The sequence below is a fragment of the Streptosporangium sp. NPDC000239 genome (assembly GCF_040300765.1).
GTDB lineage: Bacteria > Actinomycetota > Actinomycetes > Streptosporangiales > Streptosporangiaceae > Streptosporangium.
Window position 1 is genome coordinate 1 of record NZ_JBEPEI010000008.1, and the last position, 19,875, is coordinate 19,875.

Below are 19,875 nucleotides of genomic sequence, written 5' to 3' on the forward strand. Positions count from 1 at the left end.
CCCACCACCGGACAACAACCGGGCGAAATCAGCCGTGGCGAGCTGCCCCGGCGGCGCCACGACCACCCGGCCACCCGACAGCAACGGCACCCACAGCTCGTAGGTCGAGGCGTCGAAGGCCAGCGGGGAGTGGACCAGCACCCGGCGGTGCTCCTCTCCACCGAACCGGCCGTCGGCGGCCAGCGCCACCACGTTCCCGTGGGTGACGGCCACGCCCTTCGGCACCCCCGTGGACCCCGAGGTGAACATCAGGTAGGCCCGGTTGTCCGGCAGGACGCGGACGGCGGGACGTTCCCCGGCCTGCTCCGCCGCGTGCACCCGGATGGTCCGCAGCCGGTCAGAGCCGGTCAGCGGGTGTCCCTGGTGCGCCTCGTCCACCAGCAGCAGCCCGGCGCCGCTGTCGGCCAGCACGCGGCTGAGCCGTTCCAGCGGGTGGCGGTCGTCGAGCGGCACGTACAGGCCGCCGCCCTTGAGGATCGCCAGCAGCGCGGCCACCTGGTCGGCGGAGCGGTCCATCAGCAGCGCGACCGGCGTCTCCAGGCCCATGCCCGCCGCGGCCAGCCGGTCGGCCAGCCGTTCCGCCCGCAGGTCGAGGTCCCGGTAGGTCAGCTCCTCCTCGCCGCAGCGCAGAGCCACCGCGTCCGGGACGCGCGCCACCTGTTCGGCGAACAGCTCAGGGAGGCTCCGCTCGGGGACCGGCCCCGCGGTGCCGTTCCATCCGCCGAGGATCTCGGCCCGCTCCCCGGGCGTCAGGACTCCGGCCTGGCCGACCGGCGCCCCGGGGTCGTCCAGCAGGTGGCCGAGCAGTCGTTCGAACCGGCCGAGCAGGGTCGTGGCCGCCTCTCCGGTGATGACGGAGGGCTGGTGGTCGAGATGCAGGCCGAGCCGTTCGCCGGGGGTGACCGCGAGCAGCAGCGGGTAGTGGGCGCTGTCGGCGTCCTCGACGAGTGCGACGTCCAGGACGCCTTCGACGCCGAGAGGCGCGTTGTCCGGGTAGTTGCCGTAGACGACGACGGTGTCGAACAGGCCGCCGAGCCCGGCGCACCGCTGGATCTCGGCCAGCCCCAGATGCTGGTGGTCCAGGAGTTCGGCCTGTTCGGCCTGCACCCGGGTGAGCAGCGCCGCCCAGCTCTCCGCGGGGCGGACCCCGATCCGGACGGGGACGGTGTCGATCAGCAGGCCGACCATCCGCTCCACTCCGGGGATCTCGTGCGGGCGGCCGGAGACCGTCATGCCGAAGGCGACGTCGCCCCGGCCGGTCAGCCGGGTCAGCAGCACCCCCCAGACCGCCTGGATCACGGTGTTGACGGTCACGCCGTGCCGCCGGGCGAGCCGTACGAGCCGGTCGGTGGTCTCGGCGGGCAGCTCCCTCCGCAGCCGCTGGGGCGGTTCCGGCGCCCTCTGGCCGGGCGCGACCAGCGTGGGCTCCTCGAATCCGGTCAGCGCCGCGGTCCACGCCCGCCTGGCGGCCTCCCGGTCCTGCCGGCCGACCCAGGCCAGATAGTCCCGGTACGGCACGCGGCGCGGCAGCGCGGAGTCGTCGCCGGAACTCGCGTACAGGGCCCACAGCTCCTCGGCGAAGATCGGCATGGACCAGCCGTCGAGCAGGATGTGGTGGATGGAGGCGACGAGCCGGTGACGTTCCGGTGCGGCGCGCAGCAGCAGCCAGCGCACCAGCGGTGGGCGGGACAGGTCGAAGCGGCGGGCGCGTTCCTCCTCGACGATCCTCGCGGCGTGTTCCTCGAAGTCGTCCACGCCGGACAGGTCGATCTCGGTGAAGGGCGCCCGCGCGCCGTCCACGACGACCTGGAGCGTCGAGCCGTCCTCGCCCCGGTGGAAGGCGGCGCGCAGGTTGGGGTGGCGTTCCAGCAGCGCCGTGGCGGCGGCGCGCAGCCTGGGCACCTCAAGCTCCCCGGTCAGGTCGAAGCTGCACGCGGCGGTGTAGACGTCGGCGGCCCCCAGGTCGTACTGGGAGTGGAAGGCCATGCCGCTCTGCGTCGCGGACGCGGGCCACACGTCGCCGATCTCGGCGGGCCGGTGCGCGGCCACCAGGGCGTCCAGTCCGGCCTGGTCGATCTCGACGAGGGGGAAGTCGGAGGGGGTGTAGGTGTTCACGGTGTTTCGCCGTACGTGGGCGGCGATACCGCGCAGCGCGGTGAACCAGGCCTCGGCGAGTTCGGCGGTCTCCCGCTCGGTGAGCAGTTCGCCCGCCCAGGTCCACTCGGCCAGCAGCGCCGGGCCCTTCGGGGTGTCGAGGGTGAGGGCGTCGAGGCCGAGGGCGTGCGGCAGCGACATGCCGGGTTCGCCGCCCTCGCCCACCAGGTCGGCTCCGGCCAGCCAGTCCTCGCCGGTGACGTCGTCCATCGGGAAGCGGCCCAGGTAGTTGAACTCGATCCTCGGTTCGGGGTGTTCGCCCAGGACGGCCCCGGTCTCGGGGTTGAGGTATCTGAGCAGGCCGTAGCCGATGCCGTGGTCGGGGATGGCGCGCAGTTGTTCCTTGACCCGTTTGAGCGCGGCGCCGACTCCCGCGCCTCCGGCGGTCACCTCCGGCCAGGGAACCGTGCCCGGGTCGAGCCGTACCGGGAAGACCGAGGTGAACCAGCCGACCGTCCTGGACAGGTCGACCCCGTCGACGATCTCCTCCCGGCCGTGTCCCTCGACGGCCACGAGCACGGGCGTCCCGGAACCGGGAGTGCGGCGTGCGCGCCAGTGCCCGAGAGCGAGGGAGAAGGCGGTCAGCAGCACGTCGTTGACCTGCGCGTGGAAGGCGGCGGGGGCCTGGGTGAGCAGTGGTTCGGTGATCTCGGGCGGCAGCGCGAGGCGGAGTGAGCCGACGGTGGCGTAGGTGTCGCGGGCCGGGTCGAAGGCACGTCCGCCGAGCGGTGTCTCCGGTGTCCTCAGGGTCTCGGCCCAGAACGGCAGTTCGGCCACGCGGGCGGGGGACAGGGCCGCCTCGCCGAGCCGCCGCGCCCAGTGGCGGAAGGAGGTCGGCACCGGTTCGAGCGGCGTTCCCGGTTCGCGCAGCGCCGCCAGCAGGTCCGCCTGGAGGGTCCGCCAGGACACCCCGTCGACGACCACGTGGTGGACGACGAGCAGCAGGCGCGCGCCGTACCTGACCGCCTGGAGCATCACCCCGGCCTCGGGCCGCAGCCGGGCCGGTGCCGTGCGCGCCGCCGCCGCGAAGTCCGCCTCGCCGGTCACGAACTCGACCACGTCCCCGGCGCGCACGGCGCCCTCGGGCCGGGTCCAGAGCCGCCACGGCCGTACGGCGGGCGCCGAGGTCCGCATCCGCAGCACGTCGTGCCGGTCCAGTACGGCCTGCAGCGCGGCGGTCAGCCGTTCGTCGGTCGTCTCCGCGGGGATCGACAGGCTCATCGACTGGTGGTAGCCGTCCAGCGGGCCCCGCTGCGCGGCCAGCCAGGCGATGACGGGGGTCTGCGGGACCTCGCCGAGATTGGCGCCCGCCTCCTCCGTCACGGCGGGTCGTTCCTCGACCGTCCCGGCGATCCTGGCCAGGGCCGCCACGCTGCCCGCGGTGAAGACGTCACGCGGGCTGATCCGCAGCCCGGCCCTGCGTGCCTCGGAGACCAGCTGGATCGCGGTGATCGAGTCGCCGCCGAGTTCGAAGAAGGACTCCTCGACCCCCACGTCGGCCAGGCCGAGGACCTTCCGGTAGAGCTCGTGGAGGGTCCGCTCCAGCTCGTCGGCCGGGGCGGGCGTCCCCACGTCGGCCTGGCCGAAGACCGGGGCGGGCAGGGCCTTCCTGTCGACCTTTCCCGCCGCGTTGAGCGGGAACGTCTCAAGCACGACGACGGCGGCGGGCACCATGTAGTGCGGCAGCCTGCCCGCGCAGTGCTCACGCAGTTCGGCCGGGTCGGCCTGGCCGGTGACGTAGCCGACGAGGAGCCTGCGGCCGGGCTCGTCCTGCCTGGCCAGCACCACGGCCTGCCGTACGGCGGGGTGCCCGGCCAGGACCGCCTCGACCTCGCCCGGTTCGATGCGGAAGCCGCGGATCTTCACCTGGTCGTCGGCTCGGCCGACGAAGTCGAGCTGCCCGTCGGGGCGCAGCCGTACCCTGTCGCCGGTGCGGTACATCCGCTCGCCCGGCTCGCCGAAGGGGCAGGCCACGAAGCGTTCCGCGGTCAGGCCCGGCCTGCCCACGTAGCCCCGGGCCAGTCCGGGTCCCGCGACGTACAGCTCGCCCTCGACGGCCGGGCGCAGGGCGTCGTCCAGGACGTGGACGTGGGTGTCGCGGCAGGGCAGGCCGATCGGCGGTTCCTCGTCACCGGTCAGGGGGCCGCTCATGGTGGCGGTGACCGTGGTCTCGGTGGGGCCGTAGCCGTTGAAGACGGCGTGCCCGGCGCTCCATCGGGAGACCAGTTCGCGGGGGACCGCCTCCCCTCCGACGACGATGGCGCGCAGGGTCGGCAGCGGCACGTCGGGCAGGGTGGCCAGCATCGCCGGCGACAGGTCGGCGTGGGTGATCCCGTACTCGTCGATCAGGCCGGCGAGCTCCTCGCCGACCATCTGGCTCTGTTCGCGCGGCAGCACGAGGGTGGCGCCGTTGGCGAGGGTGTTGACGATGTCCGAGACGGAGACGTCGAAGCTGAGGGAGGCGCCCTGCAGTACGCGGCTGGTGCCGTCGATGCCGGTCAGGCCCGCGTGGGTGGCGACCAGGGCGGCGAGCCCCGCGTGGGTCACGGCCACGCCCTTGGGGGTGCCGGTCGAGCCGGAGGTGTAGATGACGTAGGCGGTGTTGGCCGGGGAGAGGGGCCGCAGCGGGACCTCCCCGGTCCCGGTGTCGGTGGAGGAGTCGGCCAGGAGGAGGGGGACGCCGCAGTCGGGCAGGCCCGGAGCCGTCTCCGCCGAGGTGAGGACCAGTTTCGCCCCGGAGTCGGCGACCATGCGTGTGATCCGGTCCGCGGGCAGGGAGGGGTCGACCGGCAGCCAGGCCGCCCCTGACTTGGCGATCGCGTAGACGGCCGCGATCGCCGTGACGGACCTCGGCAGCGCCAGGGCGACGACGTCCTCCGTGCCGACTCCCCGCCCGGCCAGCAGCCGGGCCAGCCGACCGGCCCGAAGGTCCAGCTCGGCGTAGGTGAGCCGGGTGTTCCCGGCCACCAGGGCGACGGCGTCCGGTGTCCTGGCCACCTGTGCCCCGATCAGTTCCGGCAGCGTCGCCGGGGGCACCCCACCAACCGCGGACATGCGGTTCCCTCCTTCGGCTTTCCCGTACGCGTCGTCGTCAGCTGTTGTCTTCCATGGCGGCGATCAGGCTCTTCGGCCGCATGTCGGTCCACGACCGCTCGATGTGGTCGAGGCACTCCTGACGGGCGGCCTCCCCGAACACCACCTCCCATCCGGCCGGGACCGGGCTGAAGGTTGGCCAGAGCGAGTGCTGGCCCTCGTCGTTGACGAGCACGAGGTAACGGGCGTCCGGGTCCTCGAAGGGGTTGGCCATGACGGTGTTTCCTTTCTCAGCGGTTCTGGGTCTTTCACCCGAGGACGAACAGGAGGTTGGAGCGGGAGGGGCGGCCGGCTGGCGGGGTCTCCAGGCGGGCGAAGAGGTCGCGGGCCAGCTCGGGAAGGTGTTCCGCGAGGTAGAAGTGGCCGCCGGAGAAGGCTCGTGTGGAGAAGGCGCGGGCGGTCGCCCTGGACCACGCGGCGACCGTTTCCGCCCCGACGCCCGGGTCGTCCGTGCCGTGGTAGACGTGGACGGGACAGTCCAGCGCGGTCGTGGCCGGTTCGGTGTAACGGTCCAGCAGGCGGTAGTCGGCCCGGATCGCCGGCATGATCAGTTCACGTAGTTCCAGGTTGTCGAAGACGCTCATGTCGGTCCCGCCGAGCCGTCCGACCCGTTCGATCAGGGCCTCGTCGTCGGCGTCCCCGAGCCCGAGCCTGGGCGCCAGCCAGGGCGCCGCACAGCTGGAGGCGAAGAGCGTTCTGAGTGTGATGCCGTACCGCGCCGACAGTCGTACGGCCACCTCGTAGGCGACCAGCGATCCCAGGCTGTGGCCGAAGAAGGCCAGGGGCGCGTCGTCGAACCGCGCGCAGGCGTGGGCGATGGAGTCGGCCAGTTCACGCATGTCCTCGGCGAACGGGTCGCAGAGTCGTTCCTCCCGTCCGGGGTAGCGGACCGCGAGGAGTTCGACGCCTTCCGGCACCGCCGATTTCCAGGTGCGGAAATACCCGGCGGAGCCGCCGGAGTGCGGGAAGCAGACCAGCCGGAGGTTCGGTCTGGGGCACGGATTTATCGCGTGGAACTGACGCTCCGAGGTCGCGACCGGGTTCGTCGGCGGCATGTCGCGTCCTTTCGTCGCTGGACGGTGGCTTTTCATGAGGGTTCTCGGGAGAGGCGGGGAAACCCGTGACGGGCGTCCGCGAGAGGGTTTTTTCCGCGCACACGGCAGCAGAATGTTCGTCTGAGGAAAGGGGTTCACCGGCGCCCGCTGTCAATGGGCGACTTCGGTGACCTGCAATAACGGCCGGCCGGAGTAAGAAGGGGCGGTGATCCGCCGTCATAAAGTCCGTGCCGAGGCGGGGGAGTCAAACAAATGGCGAGCCGGGTTCCGGGACCGGGTCCCACGGCCGGGCTCCATGTGCGTGGCCCGAACAGGCCACACGGGCCGCCGCCGGACTACCGCCGGGTCACTGCCAGCCGGTTCCGCTCTGGGCGACCACGGCGGCGGAGACGCCGGGTGCGGCGGTGTCCACGGCTCCGGCGGCGAAAGCGGCCAGGACGGCGAGGGCGGAGACGGCCAGGAGGGTGACGACGCGGGAGGGGAGGGTGCGCAGGCTGTCGAACATGACGAGAGTCCTTATCGGATCAGAGCCGTGTGGCTCCGGCTGGGCGGTCGGCGCCTCGTCAGGCCGCCTTCCAGGTTGCTCATCCCGGGGTGTGAGACTTATCTTCATCACCGTTTCCCCTGCTCGGAAGGGGATCGAGCTGGCCTGTCTATGCCGTGGCCGGAACCGTTCACCGGTTCATCCGGAGAACTCTCCGGGGGTTTCCCGCTCGACGAGCAGCTCGTAGAAGGGCCCGACGAGGGGCACCTGTGCCGTGACCTGCTCCCACTCCCGCAGTTCGTCGTGGGCGGCCAGGGCGCGGCGCACCACGGCGGCGGCCCGCTCCTCCGCCTGCTCAAGCCCGTCGGCGCCGAGGACGACCCCGAGCACCGGGTACGGCCTGGCGTGCGGGTGCACGGCGACATGCTCGATTCGCTCGTCGGGGACGGCCGTGGCCAGGACCCGGCCCGCCACGTCCGCCGGCAGGCCGCTTCCGGCCGACGACCTGACCTGCACGTGCACGAGGTACATCGGCGCTCGCTTTCTCGTGGCGAATTGCGATTGCCACTGACCGGCAGTGGGGAGGTATGTCATAAAAAATTAAAGTTTTTGGCGAAATGAACCTTGCTATCCCGGTTGGGGCTCTGCGACGATTCCGGTCAACGGCGATGTTCGATCCAAAAGGAAATGCAGGTGCTCACTTCCCTGGGGTTGACTAAGGTCGCTGAGTCTGTCTATCGTGCGATGCTGACCCGGCCGAACGAGGGCGTCAGCGAACTCGCCGAACGACTCTCCTGCGAAGCGGGCGACATAAGGTCCGCACTGGATGAGCTGAGCGAACTCGCTCTGATCCGCCCCTCGCAGCAGCAGAACGGACATCTGCACGCGGTCTCGCCCGACATCGGAATGCAGATTCTGCTCAGCAGGCAGCAGGCCGGTCTGATCGCGCAGCAACAGCGCCTTGAGGAGTCCCGCGCCGCCGCCGCCCGGCTCATCGCCGACCACGCCAGCCTCAGATCCGAGACCGGGGGCGCCGGGGTCGAGCAGATCGTCGGCATCGACAACATCCGCGACCGGATCGCGGTGCTCTGCCGTGCGGTGAGCAGGGAGATCATGACCTTCGCGCCGGACGGCGCCCAGACACCGGAGAACCTGGAGAGCGCCCGCCCGCAGGACGCGGCGGTGCTGGAGCGGGGAGTACGGCTGCGCGTCGTCTACCTCGACAGTCTGCGCAACAACCAGCCGACCGTCGACTACGCCAACTGGATCGTCCAGCGCGGCGCCGAGGTGCGGACCGTGGCGACGCTCCCCAACCGGATGATCATCCTGGACCGTGACACCGTCGTCATCGCCGTCTCCAGCGACAACACCGCCGCCGGGGCGGTCGTCCTGACCGGTGAGGGCACCGTGACCGCCCTGTGCGCGCTGTTCGAGAGCGTCTGGGCCAACGCCAGACCGCTGTCCAGCGCCGTCCCGATCAACGCGCACGGCCTGTCGCCGCAGGAGCAGAGCGCGCTGGCTCTGCTGGCCGAGGGTCACACCGACGAGGCCATCGCCAAACGGCTGGGCGTCTCGCCCAGGACCTCCCGGCGGCTGGCCGCCACGCTCATCGAAAGGCTCGGAGCCCGCAGCCGGTTCGAGGCCGGCGTGCGGGCGGTGCGCCAGGGCTGGCTTGAGCATTAGGCCCCCGAGTCCTGTGGTTGCGGCCACCGGGCGGTGCGGATGACACGCTTGCTCAGGGCGTAGACCCCGGCGGCCAGGAAGACGCCGCTGACGGTGAGCACCGCGGGAACGGGCCCGGCGTACTGCAGCAGGAGCCCGGCGACGAACGGGCCGAGGGCCGCGCCGACCGTGAGCATGGTGATGGTCGCGGTGATGGTCCGCCCGCGCAGGGCGTCCTCGACCTGGCGGAAGATCAGAATGTCGACCAGCACCATGGTCGCGGGCAGCGGCAGGACCGCCAGCGCCAGCACCACGCCGTACCACCAGAAGCCGAGCGGCACGGCCAGTGCCGCGGTGAGGGCGCCGCCCCAGGCGTAGAGCCCGATCAGCAGCGCGCCGGGGCTCAGCCTGCTGTGCAGAACTCCGATCAGACCGGCTCCGGCCAGCCCGCCGATCGACACGATCGTGAAGGCGAACCCGACCTCCGCCTCCGAGCCGCCGTTGGTCTTGATCAGGACGACCACCAGCAGGTCGAGTGCGGAGCCGCCGAGGTTGAGCACGCTCAGCGCGATGATCGAGGCGCGCAGCACCGGGACGCGCAGCAGCAGCGCGAGCCCGTCCAGCATGCCTCCGCCGGACCGCGCGCGCCGCTCCCTGCTGGCCTCCCTGTCCCGGGGTACGGCCAGCGCGCAGAGCGCGGACAGGAGGTACCCGGCCGCGATGCCGATGACGGGCAGGGTGCGGGATGCGGCGTAGAGCATGCCGCCGAGCGCCGGGCCGATGATCGAGGCACTGTGCGACCTGACCTCCTCCTGGGTCAGCGCGCTGGTCAGCTGGGCGGGCGGGACGACGCTTCGGGTGGCCAGCATGCGGGCCCCGCTGGACAGCGGCTGCGTGGCTCCGGTGACCGCCGCGACGGCGAGGAGGTGAACGACGCCGAACGTGTCGTAGGCCAGGGCGAGCAGGAGCGTGGCGAACGCCAGCGCCCGCACGAGTTCGGAGACGATGAGCAGGGTCCTGCGGTCGTAGCGGTCGAGCATCGCCCCGGCGGGGACGCCCGCCGCGAAGGCGGCCACCCCGGTGACCAGGCCGTACAGTCCGGCGACCATCGCCGACCGGGTCACCGCGAGCACCAGCACGGGGATGGCGACCAGGGCCATGTTCACCGACATCGCCGCGCCCGCGCCGCCGACCCACAGGGCCTGGAAGCGCCGGTTCCTGCGTAACGGCAGGTCAGCGGAGTCTGCCTGCGCCTGGGGCGTTTCTGTCACCGTCATCGTCTTCACTCTCGTTCTCGACGCCGTGATCATTCACATCATCACACCCATTCATGCTAACGTGAATGTTGACGGATGCGCTACTGTAACGCAACCAGTGAAGCTGACCGGCGATGGAGCCCGAGATGATGGAAGCCAGCCTGTCCGAGAGCGCGGTCGTCGACGTCCGCAGGATCACCGACCTGGAGACCCTCCGCATGGTCGCGGACCCCCTGCGCCTGTCGATCCTGGCCGCCTTCCCCAGCGGAGAGCAGGCCGACCCCCTCACGGTCAAGGAGCTGGCCGAACGGCTCGGCGAGAACCAGACGAAGCTGTACCGGCACATCAAACAGCTCGAAGAGGCCAACCTGATCTACGTGGCGCAGACCAGGGTGGTCTCCGGGATCATCGAGAAGCGCTACCGGCCGACGTATCGCAGGCTCACCATCGAGAACGACGTGTTCAACCTGGCCCAGGACTCGGAGGACTTCAGCGACACCACGCTGGCACTCCTCGAATCGGCCCGTGACCGGCTGCGCGCCGACCTGCGCGCGGGCCGGGTCCCGCTCGACCCGCCCGCCTACGGCCCCGACCTCAGCCTCCAGATCAGCAGCGTCCGGGTGAACATGACGCCGGAGCGGTACGTGCGGGTGCGCACCGCGATCACCGAACTGATCGAGAGGGAGGCCTACAGCGACGAGAGCCCCGGCGCCCTTCCCGTCGTCATGAACGCCCTCCTCTACCCGACCCTGGAGGAACGCGCGCCCTCAGCGGGGCCTGGCGAGTGACCACAGGGACACCGCCATGAGCAGGGCGACCAGCCCGCCGCAGATCATCACGGTGGAGACCGAGAAGGCGTCGACGACACGGCCACCGAGGAAGGCGCCGAGGGCGAAGGTCGCCTGGAAGGAGGAGGTGAAGACGACCGTGGCGGCCTCGGGCGTGTGAGGGCTCGCGGCGATGAACGACGCCTGCGAGCAGACGGGCACACCTCCGTACGCCAGGCCCCAGAGCACGAGCGACGCCACGGCCCCGACGACTGTTCCTCCGACCGAGGGCAGCACCAGGGTGGTGGCCGCGATCAGGCAACCGCAGACCGCGAAGGTGGCTCGCGGGTGTGCGACGACGGCCCTGCCCGCCAGGAAGTTGCCTGCGACTCCCGCGACGCCGTACGCCAGCAGGACGGCGCCGACGGCCGCGGGAGCCAGGCCGGTGACGTCCTGGAGGAAGGGCGTGACGTAGGTGTAGGTGCCGAAGTGGGCCAGGACGACGAGGAAGGTCGCCGACAGGGCGACGGCGGTACCCCGGGCGCGCAACAGGTCGAGCAGGACACGAGGGCTGGTGGCCTGCTGGGCGGGCAGTGGCGGTAGCAGCGTCAGCAGGGCGGCCAGAACCAGGACGGCCAGCGCGGCCAGGACCAGGAAGGCGGTCCGCCAACCGGCGAGGTCGCCGATGAGGGTACCGGCCGGTACGCCGAGCACGGAGCCCAGCGGTACGGAGGAGAAGATCACAGCGGTGGCGGTGCCGACGGCGGGCGGGGGCACCAGGCGACCGGCCAGCCCCGCTCCGATCGACCAGAAGCCGCCGATGGTGAGACCGACGAGCGCCCTGGAGATCAGCATGACCCAGTAGGAGGTCGCCACCGCGGCCAGCACGTCGGCCATGGCGAGCACCGCCATGAGGACGCACAGCATCACGCGGCGGTCCAGGCGCGCGGTGGTCAGTGTGACGGTGGGCGCGGCGACCGCGGCGACGACTCCGGGCAGTGTCATGGTCAGCCCTGTGGTGCCGTCGGAGACGCCGAAGTCGGCGCCGATGACGGGCAGCAGGCCGATCGGCAGGATCTCGCTGGTGACGATGGTGAAGATGCCCAGCATGAGTGAGACGACCGCGAGCCAGCCGATGAGGGGCGAGCGGGGCCGGGCGAGCGTGATGGTGGACATGGTTCCCGTTCGGACAGGTGCGTGTGGCGTACGGGCACTCAGCCAAGCAGCGACGAAGCACCGGGTACCGGCATGTTTCAGACCTGACCGATTCCTTTTCGCGGTGGCCGGGGTCTCCATGAGAGAGCGGCCGAGCACCGGGCCGATCTCTCATGGACGCACTGACCCGCCGGGTGCGGGCCGTGTCAATACCTCTCAGGTCAGATCTCGTCCGGACCTGACGGAGACGCGGCCCGCGGGCCTCGGCCGGAATCGTTGACGTCATGCGACTCCAACGAATGCAGATCTCGGCGCTGATCGTCCTCGCGCTGACCGCCGCGCTCGCCCTCGTGCCGCTGCCGGCGCTTCCCTACACCACGGGCTTCGCTCCCCACTGGGTGACCGTATCGGCCGCCGTGCTGGGCGCGGTGTTCGTGGTGCGACCGCACGCCGCGGGGTTGCTGCCCGCCGTCCTGCTGCTGTGGTCGGCGGGCGGCATCGTGCTTGACGCGTTCCGCGCGTTCTTCGCCGTCACGGGCATCCCGGCGGGGGAGTTCGCGCGGGTCGACTGGCCCGGGATGGCGCTGCGCGGGCTCAGCCTGGCGGGATGCGCGCTGCTGGGGGCGCTGGTCCTGCGTCACATCCGGGTGCCCGGCGGGTCGTGGCTCGGGTACAGCGCCTTCGCGGTCGGGTTCGTCTATCCGACGGCCAAGCTGTACTGGTCGTTCGGCGGCACGTTGCTGCGTCCCACGGGGTACGACGAGGGCCTGCCGTACGGCGAGCTGATCATGCTGGTCGTCGGGGCGGCCGGTTCCCTGGCGCTGGTCCAGCGGTGGGGGCGGTGGCTGCCGAGGCGGCTGGTGCTGGCGGGCGGTTGGACGGGCGCCGCTATGTTGACCACCATGGGAACCATGTCCGTTTTCGGTACGCTGTCGCAGCTGCTCGGCCTCACGCGGGGGCCCGTACCGCTGGCCGATCCCTCGGCCGTGGTGACGGTCGGGCTGGTGTACGGGAGCTGGCTGCTGTTCGGGCTGGCGGTCGGCGGGGCCACGCTGGCCTACCAGCGGGCGACGGTGTGATGACGCCACGGCGCGCGGACATGGTGTCGGCCTTCGTCGCCGGGGTGCCGTTGTTCTCGCTGTCGGTGGTGGTCGCGGTGCTCTCGGTGCCGGGAGCGCGCGCGGGCCTGCTCGTGGCGGCATGCCTGGTGGCGCACGTGGCCGTCGCGTACCGCCGGGCATACTGGGCGTTCCTCGTGGTCGCCGCCGCCTTCGCCGTCCAGGTCGCCGTGACCGGGCTGTTCCTCGTGCTGCCGTCGGCGTTGGTCTTCCCGTTCATGGTCTACTCCTGCGCCGCGTACGACCGGCGCCGCCCTCCGCTGGCCGTGGGCATGGCGGGGGCCGGGGTGGCGGCGGCCAGGTTCGCGACCGACTCCAGCGTGGCCGCCGCGGCCCTGGGACCGAACCCGTGGCTGCTGTTCGGGCTGCTGGCCGCGGTGGTGGTCTCGGCGTGGGGGTTCGGTCTGTACCGGCGGACCCAGCTCGCCTACGTCGACCTGCTGCGGGAGCGGGCCCGTGACGCCGCCGCGCGGGCGACCGCGGCGGAACGGGCCAGGATCGCCAGGGAGATGCACGACGTGGTCGCGCACGCGCTGGCGGTCATCGTCGCCCAGGCCAGGGGCGGCCGGTTCGCGCCCGCGCGCGCGGCGGAGATCCTGGCCACGATCGAGGACACCGGGCGCACGGCGCTCACGGACATGCGGGCCGCCGTCGGCGTGCTGCGCGCCGTACCCGGCGGGGCGCGGCCGTCACCGGGACTGGCCGACCTGCCGGAACTGCTGGAGCGCACCAGGGGGGCGGGGCTTCCCGTGACCGAGATCGTGGGGGGCACGGTCCGCCCTCTCGGACCGGGCGTGGAACTCGTCGTCTACCGGACGGTTCAGGAGGCGCTGACCAACACGCTCAAGCACGCGGGCCCCGGTGCCCGCGGCACGGTCATGCTGGAGTGGGCACAGGACGACCTGCGCCTCACCGTCAGCGACGACGGCAAGCCCCCGGCGGGGGCGACAGGGACGGGGAACGGGTTGACGGGAATGCGGGAGCGGGTGGGCGCCGTGGGCGGAACCCTGGAGATCCGGACGGGGGAGGCGGGCGGGTTCGTCGTCGAGGCGCGCCTGCCGTATCGGGCATGACGATTCGGGTCTACGTCGTCGACGACCAGGATCTGGTGCGTACCGGCACGGCGATGGTGATCGACGCGCAGGAGGACATGCGCGTGGTGGGGCAGGCCCGCGACGGGGCGGAGGCCCTGGCGGGGCTGCGCGCGGTGACGGCGGACGTGGTGCTCATGGACGTGCGGATGCCGCGCATGGACGGGGTCGAGGCGATCAGGCGGCTGCCGATGACGGACGAAGGGCCGAGGGTGATCGTCCTGACCACCTTCGACCTGGACGAATACGCCTTCGCGGCGCTGCGGGCCGGAGCGTCGGGTTTCCTGCTCAAGGACGCCCCCGCCGACGAGTTGCTGTCCGCGGTGCGGACCGTCCACCGTGGGGACGCGGTGATCGCGCCGTCCACGACGCGGCGTCTGCTCGACCACGTCGCGCGGCGCCTGCCGGACGTCACGCCGGACCCGCTGACGGAACGCGAACGCGAGGTGTTGCGGCACATCGCCTGGGGCGAGACGAACGCCGAGATAGCGGGATCGCTGTTCCTCGCCGAGGGCACCGTCAAGACCCACGTCGGCCGCATCCTGGGCAAGCTCGGGCTGCGCGACCGGGTCCAGGCCGTCATCTGGGCGTACGAACACGGCCTGAACAACCGTTCCTGAGCCCGCGTTCCCGCGCGAGACGACCCGGCGGGCGGGGAAGCCTGAGGGCCCGTCGAGCACCGTTTCCGGTGGTCACGCGGTTCTCAGGCGGCGCTCCGCCGTGACGCCCTGGAACGATCCATATGCGAGCTCCTCGGGAACCGGCCTACCATCCCGGGGCCGGGGCGCCGCCGCGAAACCACGGCAACGGACGCGGCGGCCCCCATTGCCCATCCGGAGTTCAGAGGAGCAACGTGACGATTTTAGTGACGGGGGCGACCGGCAACATCGGCCGCCATGTGGTGCGGGGGCTGGTGGGCGCGGGCCAGCGGGTACGCGCCATGGTCCGCGACCCGCGGGCGGCCAGGACGCGGCTTCCCGAGGGGGTCGAACTGGTCCACGGGGACTTCACCCGGCCGGACACCTGGCCGCGGGCGCTGAAGGCGGTCGAACGGGTCTATCTGTTCCCGTACGCCTATCAGGAGCCGGGGTCCGCCGGGCCCGGATTCACGGAGGAGGCCGTGGCGGCGGGGGTGCGCAGGTTCGTGGTGCACTCGGCCGCCGCGGCCGGGTTCGCCCCGTCCGACGATCCGAGCGCGCTGGGCCGTCACCTGGAGGAGGAACGCCGGGCCCATCGCGGCCTTGAGACGGCGGTCGAGGCCACCGGCAGGGAGTGGACCCACGTCCGCCCGGGTCTGCTCGCCGCGCGCGCCCTCGGCTGGGCGGGTTCGATCCGCGCCGAGCGGACGGTGCGCGAGCCGTACCCCGCCTCGGGGTATCCGCTGGTCCACGAGGCGGACGTGGCCGAGGTCGCGGTGGCCGCGCTGCTGACCGACGAGCATCTCGGCGCGGCGTACACCGTCACGGGCCCGGCCAAGGTCACCCAGGCCGAGCAGGTGTCGGCGATCGGCGCCGCCATCGGCGCGCGGGTGCGCTTCGAGGAACTGACCCCGTCACAGGCCCGCGTCCGGTGGCTCGCGGAGGGCTGCCCACCGGAGATGGCCGACTGGCTGGTCGAGTTGCTGGCCGCCGCCGTCGAGGGCACCGGCGCGTTGGCGCCGACCGGCACGTACGAGGAGATAACCGGCCGTCCACCGCGCACCTTCGCCAGGTGGGCCCGGGACCACGCGGCGGACTTCACGGGGGAGGCGGCATGACGATCCTGGTGACCGGGGCGACCGGGGAGGTGGGCCGGTGCGTCGTCACGGAGTTGCTGAGGTCCGGCCACGCCGTACGGGCCCTGACCCGGCGTTCCGCCACCGCCGGCCTGCCCGGCGGGGTCGAGGTGTTCGAAGGGGACCTGGAGCGTCCCGAGTCGCTGCGGGAGGCGCTGACCGGCGTGGAACGGCTCTATCTGTTTCCCGTGCCACAGGCGATCTCCGAGGTCGTCGCGCTGGCGGCCGAGTCCGGGGTGCGGCGGATCGTGAACCTGTCGGGTGCCCTGGCCGACGACGCGATGTTCGCGGACGGCTACCAGGTGGTCGAGCGCGCCGTCGAGGAGTCCGGTCTGGAGTGGACGCACATCCGGCCGGGGGAGTTCGCGCGCAACTGGCTGGACTGGGCGCCGTCGATCCGCGCGGAGCGGGTCGTGCGCCGTCCGTACGGCGGGGCGGTGACCCAGCCGATCCACGAGGCGGACGTGGCCGCCGTCGCCGCGGCGGTCCTCCTCGGGGAGGGTCACGCGGGCCGTACCTACACCTTCGCCGGACCGCGGTCGCTCACCGTCGCCGAGCAGGCCGAGGCGATCGGGCGGGCTCTCGGCGAACGGGTGCGCTTCGAGGAGCAGGACCCGGTGACGGCGCGGGAGCAGTGGGTTCGGCACGGCTATCCGGCCACCGTGGTGGACTGGCTGTTCGGGATATGGGCCGAGTCGGCACGTGATCCCGCCCCGCTCAACGAGGAGTGGGCGACGCTCGTCCCGCGTCTCACGGGCCGCCCGGCCCGGACCTTCGACGAGTGGGCCGCCGATCACGTGACGGCCTTCAGATAGTCACCGTCCGGGGAGGGGCCGGGCCCCCTCCCCGGGTTCGGCATGGGCCGCGGGGCTTACGAAAAGGGCACCCGAAGTGGGGAGCGAAGGTTACATCAACCCAGCTGTAACGCTAGATAGTCACCCGACTACCGTCGGTAACATAACGGGTGGTTGTCTCTCCTATCTCAGAAAGGACACCACCCCCATGCGTTTCTCCAGCCACCTGCTCACCATCGCCTTCGCCGCCGTCTCGGTCGCCGGCGCCCTGGCCGTCGCGGCCCCCGCCCAGGCCGACGCCACCCCCACCTACACCTGCGACCAGGTCCTGCCCGGTGCGGTCGTGCTGGGGCACGGCAACTGCGTCGCCTCCAACGGAGCGGCCACCGAGGGTGAGTTCCAGGGCGAGTCGCTGGTGGTCGCCCGCCAGGCGCCGGTGAGGTTCCACTGCCAGGCCGGTGGCCGCGCGCAGCTGCCCGACGGCGTCGTCGCGGCCGGTTGCCGACCGGCTTAGAACGTTCCAGGCGTCGTTCGTCCCGCGCGGCCAGGCGCACCCCCTCGCCCGCGCGGGACGGCCTCGCCGGACCGCACGGCCCCCGTTCCGGCTCCGGCCGGCGGGGGCCGCGTTCGTTCACGGCGCCCCACCGCGGAGCACGCGGAAGCCGCGCGGCGACAACGCGGCGACACGGCTACGGGACGGCCGCCTCAAGCTCCCGCTGGTCGAATTCGGAGCGGGCGTCGGAGATCTCCTGCTGGTGGTCCTCCGTCCAGATCACCAGCGTTTTGATCACCTCGTGGAGAGAGATGCCGAGCGGGGTCAGCTCGTACTCGACCCGAGGCGGCACCACGGGATAGACGGTCCGCTTGACCAGCCCGTCCCTCTCCAGGTTCCGCAACGTGACGGTGAGCATGCGCTGACTCACGCCGTCAACGGTGCGGCGCAACTCGGAGAAGCGCATCGTCTGGCGGTCAAGAAGGGCGATCACCAGCAGCGACCACTTGTCGGCGACACGGTCGAGGATGTTCCGTACGTCGCAGTCCGCCCGGACGTCCCACTGTCTTGCCTGGTCGGCATCGGTTCCCGTGCAGTAACTCAGTGCCTTTGAAGTGCCGTCTTCCATAGTTCCCCCACGGTGACGCAAGATTCCTTCGTTACTAAAGAGAACCACGGGAGAAGTCACTGTGTCTACCATCGTGAGATCCCCCCGGACCTGGGGGATGTTGTTCGTTCTTTGCGGAGCGATCTTCCTGGAGGGCATCAACGTCGCCATGCTCAACGTGGCGCTGCCGGCGATCCGGGCCGAACTCGGCCTGTCCACCGGCGAACTCCAGTGGGTCATCAGCGCCTACGTCCTGGGCTACGGCGGGTTCATGCTGGTCGGCGGCCGTGCGGCCGACCTGTTCGGCCGCCGCCGGATGTTCCTGGCCTGGCTCGGGGTCTTCCTGGTCGTCTCGGCCCTGGGGGGCGTCGCCGACAGCGGCGGGGTGCTGATCGCGGCCCGGTTCGTGGCCGGCGTCGCGGCCGCCGTCATGACCCCCGCCGGGCTGTCGATCATCACGACCAGCTTCGAGGAGGGTCCCCAGCGCAACCAGGCGCTGCTCGTCTACTCCGGTACGGCGGCGGGTGGCTTCTCGCTCGGGCTGGTGCTCGGCGGCCTGCTGGCCGAGGTGAACTGGCGGCTGGTGCTGTTCGTGCCCGCGGTGCTCGCCCTGGTCATCCTCGTGCTGGCCGTACGGCTGATTCCCACGACCCCGGCGGAGCAGGCCACGGACCGGCGGGTGGACGTGCCGGGCGCGGTCACCATCACCGGCGCGATCATGCTGCTGGTGCTGGGCATCGAGCGGGCCGCCCACGTGAGCGCCGGTCTGACCGCCGCCATCCTCCTGGCCGGACTCGCTCTCCTGGTGCTGTTCGTCCTGATCGAACGGAAGTCCCCGGCTCCGCTCCTGCGGCTCGGCATCCTGCGCTCCGGATCGCTGGTCCGGGCCAACCTTGCGGGCCTGCTGTTCGCCGCCGCCTTCTTCGGTTTCCAGTTCATCGCCGTGCTCTACCTGCAGGAACTGCGCGGCTGGAGCTCGATGCAGACCAGCCTGGCCATGCTCGCCATCGGCGCGGACGCCATCCTCGCCCCGACCCTCACCCCTCGGCTGGTCACCCGGTTCGGCAACGCCAAGGTCATCCTGGGCGGGCTGCTGCTGGCCGTCCTGTCCTACGTGTTGTTCTTGCCGATCGGGACGGACACCGTCTACCTGGCGATGTTCCCCACCATGCTCATCCTCGGCCTGTCCTTCGCCCTGGCCTACGGGCCGCTGACCATCGTCGCCACCGAGGGTGTCGACGAGAGCGAGCAGGGGCTGGCCGGCGGCCTGCTGTACACGTCCTTCCAGTTCGGCGCGGCCCTCGGGCTCGCCGCCAGCACCGCCGTCATCGTCGCCGCCGGCGAAGGTGATCCGCTCGGCGCCTACCGCGCCGCCCTGTCCGTCCCCATCGTCGCCGCCGTCCTCGCCGCCGCCTTCAGCGCGTACGGCCTGCGGAAGGAGTCCCTCCGATGACCACGTCCTTCGCCGAGATCGAGAGCGAGTTCAACGCCTACATCGGTGCCATCCGGTACGCCACGATGGTCACCGTCGACTCCGGGAACCGCCCCCGCACGCGCATCCTCATTCCCATCTGGGAGAACGTGGACGGTAAGCCGCGCGGGTGGCTGGCCACCTACAAGACCCCGGTCAAGGCGGCCCACCTGGCGGGCAACCCGCACACCTCCTTCTCCTACTGGAAGCCCGGCAACAGCTCGGTCGCCATCGAGGCCACGGCCACCTGGGACGACGACCTGGAGACCAAGCGCCACGTCTGGGACCTCTACCGGGCGACCAGCCCGCGCGGGGCCGGATACGACCTCGGGGCCTTCTGGAAGTCACCCGCCGACCCCAGGCTGCACGTCCTGCGCCTCGAACCCTGGCGTATCCAGGTGATCCGCGGCACGGATCTGCGCAGCCGCATCTGGACGCCTCCGGTATGACGCGGGCTACAGGGGTGGGGCCTTCGCCGACGTCGGCGAAGGCCCCACCCCTGAACGCCGTGGTGCGGGACCGGCCGTCACGGCAGGAGGGACCGCACGGATTCGGGTGTGCGGCCGACCACCGCCGTTCCGTCGTCCGCGGTGATGATGGGCCGCTGGATCAGGATCGGGTGAGCGGCCAGCGCCGCGATCCACCGGGGGCGGTGGCTCTCGTCGCGTGGCCACGTGGTGAGGCCCAGTTCGGCCGCCGCGGGTTCGGCGAGACGGGCGATGTCCCAGGGCTGCATGCCGAGACGTCGCAGCACGTCTTCGATCTCCTGGGCGGTGGGCGGCTCCTCCAGGTAGCGCCGCACGGTGTAGGCGGCGCCCGCCTCGTCGAGCAGTGAAAGAGCGGAGGCGCATTTGCTGCACGCGGGGTTGATCCAGATTTCCACGATGGTGATCCTTCCAGC

Annotated in this window: 19 protein-coding genes; 10 read left to right on the plus strand and 9 right to left on the minus strand. The window is 71.6% G+C overall.

Going from position 1 to position 19,875, the window contains the following annotated elements:
* The 5 genes from ABT340_RS20820 to ABT340_RS20840 form a co-directional block, all read right to left on the minus strand.
* On the minus strand, positions 1-5,208 hold a 5,208-nt coding region (locus ABT340_RS20820; protein WP_352012431.1), incomplete at its 3' end, for a non-ribosomal peptide synthetase.
* A 37-nt stretch (positions 5,209-5,245) separates the two neighbouring features.
* On the minus strand, positions 5,246-5,461 hold the full coding sequence (locus ABT340_RS20825) for an MbtH family protein (RefSeq protein WP_352012432.1): 216 nt from the start codon (positions 5,459-5,461) through the stop codon (positions 5,246-5,248).
* Positions 5,462-5,495: 34 nt separating this feature from the next.
* Entirely contained in the window at positions 5,496-6,302 is an 807-nt protein-coding gene (locus ABT340_RS20830) for a thioesterase II family protein (protein ID WP_352012433.1), read from the minus strand.
* 346 nt (positions 6,303-6,648) lie between these two features.
* The gene (locus ABT340_RS20835; protein WP_352012434.1) at positions 6,649-6,807 is read right to left on the minus strand and encodes a hypothetical protein; all 159 of its coding nucleotides are present in this window, start codon (positions 6,805-6,807) and stop codon (positions 6,649-6,651) included.
* Between the two features lie 177 nt (positions 6,808-6,984).
* A complete protein-coding gene (locus tag ABT340_RS20840; protein WP_352012435.1) occupies positions 6,985-7,317 on the minus strand; it encodes a hypothetical protein in 333 nt (110 codons plus the stop codon).
* Positions 7,318-7,530: 213 nt separating this feature from the next.
* On the opposite strand from ABT340_RS20840, the gene ABT340_RS20845 reads away from it, so the two are divergent.
* Positions 7,531-8,469: a helix-turn-helix transcriptional regulator gene (locus tag ABT340_RS20845; RefSeq protein WP_352012436.1), complete on the plus strand. Its 939-nt coding sequence runs from the start codon at positions 7,531-7,533 to the stop codon at positions 8,467-8,469.
* On the opposite strand, the gene ABT340_RS20850 is transcribed toward ABT340_RS20845, so the two are convergent.
* The gene (locus ABT340_RS20850) at positions 8,466-9,725 is read right to left on the minus strand and encodes an MFS transporter (RefSeq protein WP_352012437.1); all 1,260 of its coding nucleotides are present in this window, start codon (positions 9,723-9,725) and stop codon (positions 8,466-8,468) included. The genes ABT340_RS20845 and ABT340_RS20850 overlap by 4 nt on opposite strands.
* 125 nt (positions 9,726-9,850) lie before the next feature.
* Between ABT340_RS20850 and ABT340_RS20855 the strand changes: the two genes are divergently transcribed.
* The gene (locus tag ABT340_RS20855; RefSeq protein ID WP_352012438.1) at positions 9,851-10,492 is read left to right on the plus strand and encodes a helix-turn-helix domain-containing protein; all 642 of its coding nucleotides are present in this window, start codon (positions 9,851-9,853) and stop codon (positions 10,490-10,492) included.
* On the opposite strand, the gene ABT340_RS20860 is transcribed toward ABT340_RS20855, so the two are convergent.
* On the minus strand, positions 10,472-11,647 hold the full coding sequence (locus ABT340_RS20860) for an MFS transporter (RefSeq protein ID WP_352012439.1): 1,176 nt from the start codon (positions 11,645-11,647) through the stop codon (positions 10,472-10,474). The two genes, ABT340_RS20855 and ABT340_RS20860, sit on opposite strands and share 21 nt — an antisense overlap.
* Before the next feature lie 263 nt (positions 11,648-11,910).
* Between ABT340_RS20860 and ABT340_RS20865 the strand changes: the two genes are divergently transcribed.
* The 6 genes from ABT340_RS20865 (at position 11,911) to ABT340_RS20890 (ending at position 16,917) form a co-directional block, all read left to right on the plus strand.
* Positions 11,911-12,705 (plus strand): hypothetical protein, encoded by a 795-nt coding sequence (locus ABT340_RS20865; RefSeq protein ID WP_352012440.1) that lies wholly within the window; start codon positions 11,911-11,913, stop codon positions 12,703-12,705.
* Entirely contained in the window at positions 12,705-13,817 is a 1,113-nt protein-coding gene (locus tag ABT340_RS20870) for a sensor histidine kinase (RefSeq protein ID WP_352012441.1), read from the plus strand. The genes ABT340_RS20865 and ABT340_RS20870 overlap by 1 nt, the downstream gene beginning before the upstream one ends.
* Positions 13,814-14,455, plus strand: a complete 642-nt coding sequence (locus tag ABT340_RS20875; protein WP_352012442.1) for a response regulator — start codon at positions 13,814-13,816, stop codon at positions 14,453-14,455. Before ABT340_RS20870 ends, ABT340_RS20875 begins: the two co-directional genes overlap by 4 nt.
* A gap of 233 nt (positions 14,456-14,688) precedes the next feature.
* Positions 14,689-15,591 carry an NAD(P)H-binding protein gene (locus tag ABT340_RS20880; RefSeq protein ID WP_352012443.1) on the plus strand — a complete coding sequence of 301 codons (903 nt, stop codon included), beginning with the start codon at positions 14,689-14,691 and terminating at the stop codon, positions 15,589-15,591.
* Positions 15,588-16,424, plus strand: a complete 837-nt coding sequence (locus ABT340_RS20885) for an NAD(P)H-binding protein (RefSeq protein WP_352012444.1) — start codon at positions 15,588-15,590, stop codon at positions 16,422-16,424. The genes ABT340_RS20880 and ABT340_RS20885 overlap by 4 nt, the downstream gene beginning before the upstream one ends.
* 187 nt (positions 16,425-16,611) lie before the next feature.
* The gene (locus ABT340_RS20890) at positions 16,612-16,917 is read left to right on the plus strand and encodes a hypothetical protein (protein WP_352012445.1); all 306 of its coding nucleotides are present in this window, start codon (positions 16,612-16,614) and stop codon (positions 16,915-16,917) included.
* Between the two features lie 175 nt (positions 16,918-17,092).
* Here ABT340_RS20890 and ABT340_RS20895 read toward each other — a convergent pair whose 3' ends face one another.
* Complete coding sequence (locus ABT340_RS20895; protein WP_352012446.1) at positions 17,093-17,524, minus strand: winged helix-turn-helix transcriptional regulator; 432 nt, start codon at positions 17,522-17,524, stop codon at positions 17,093-17,095.
* A gap of 97 nt (positions 17,525-17,621) precedes the next feature.
* Between ABT340_RS20895 and ABT340_RS20900 the strand changes: the two genes are divergently transcribed.
* Together ABT340_RS20900 and ABT340_RS20905 are read left to right on the plus strand one after the other, a co-directional pair.
* Positions 17,622-18,956: an MFS transporter gene (locus ABT340_RS20900; RefSeq protein ID WP_352012447.1), complete on the plus strand. Its 1,335-nt coding sequence runs from the start codon at positions 17,622-17,624 to the stop codon at positions 18,954-18,956.
* Positions 18,953-19,423 carry a pyridoxamine 5'-phosphate oxidase family protein gene (locus ABT340_RS20905; RefSeq protein WP_352012448.1) on the plus strand — a complete coding sequence of 157 codons (471 nt, stop codon included), beginning with the start codon at positions 18,953-18,955 and terminating at the stop codon, positions 19,421-19,423. Before ABT340_RS20900 ends, ABT340_RS20905 begins: the two co-directional genes overlap by 4 nt.
* Before the next feature lie 77 nt (positions 19,424-19,500).
* On the opposite strand, the gene ABT340_RS20910 is transcribed toward ABT340_RS20905, so the two are convergent.
* Positions 19,501-19,857 (minus strand): arsenate reductase family protein, encoded by a 357-nt coding sequence (locus tag ABT340_RS20910; protein WP_352012449.1) that lies wholly within the window; start codon positions 19,855-19,857, stop codon positions 19,501-19,503.
* Between the last annotated feature and the right edge of the window lie 18 nt (positions 19,858-19,875).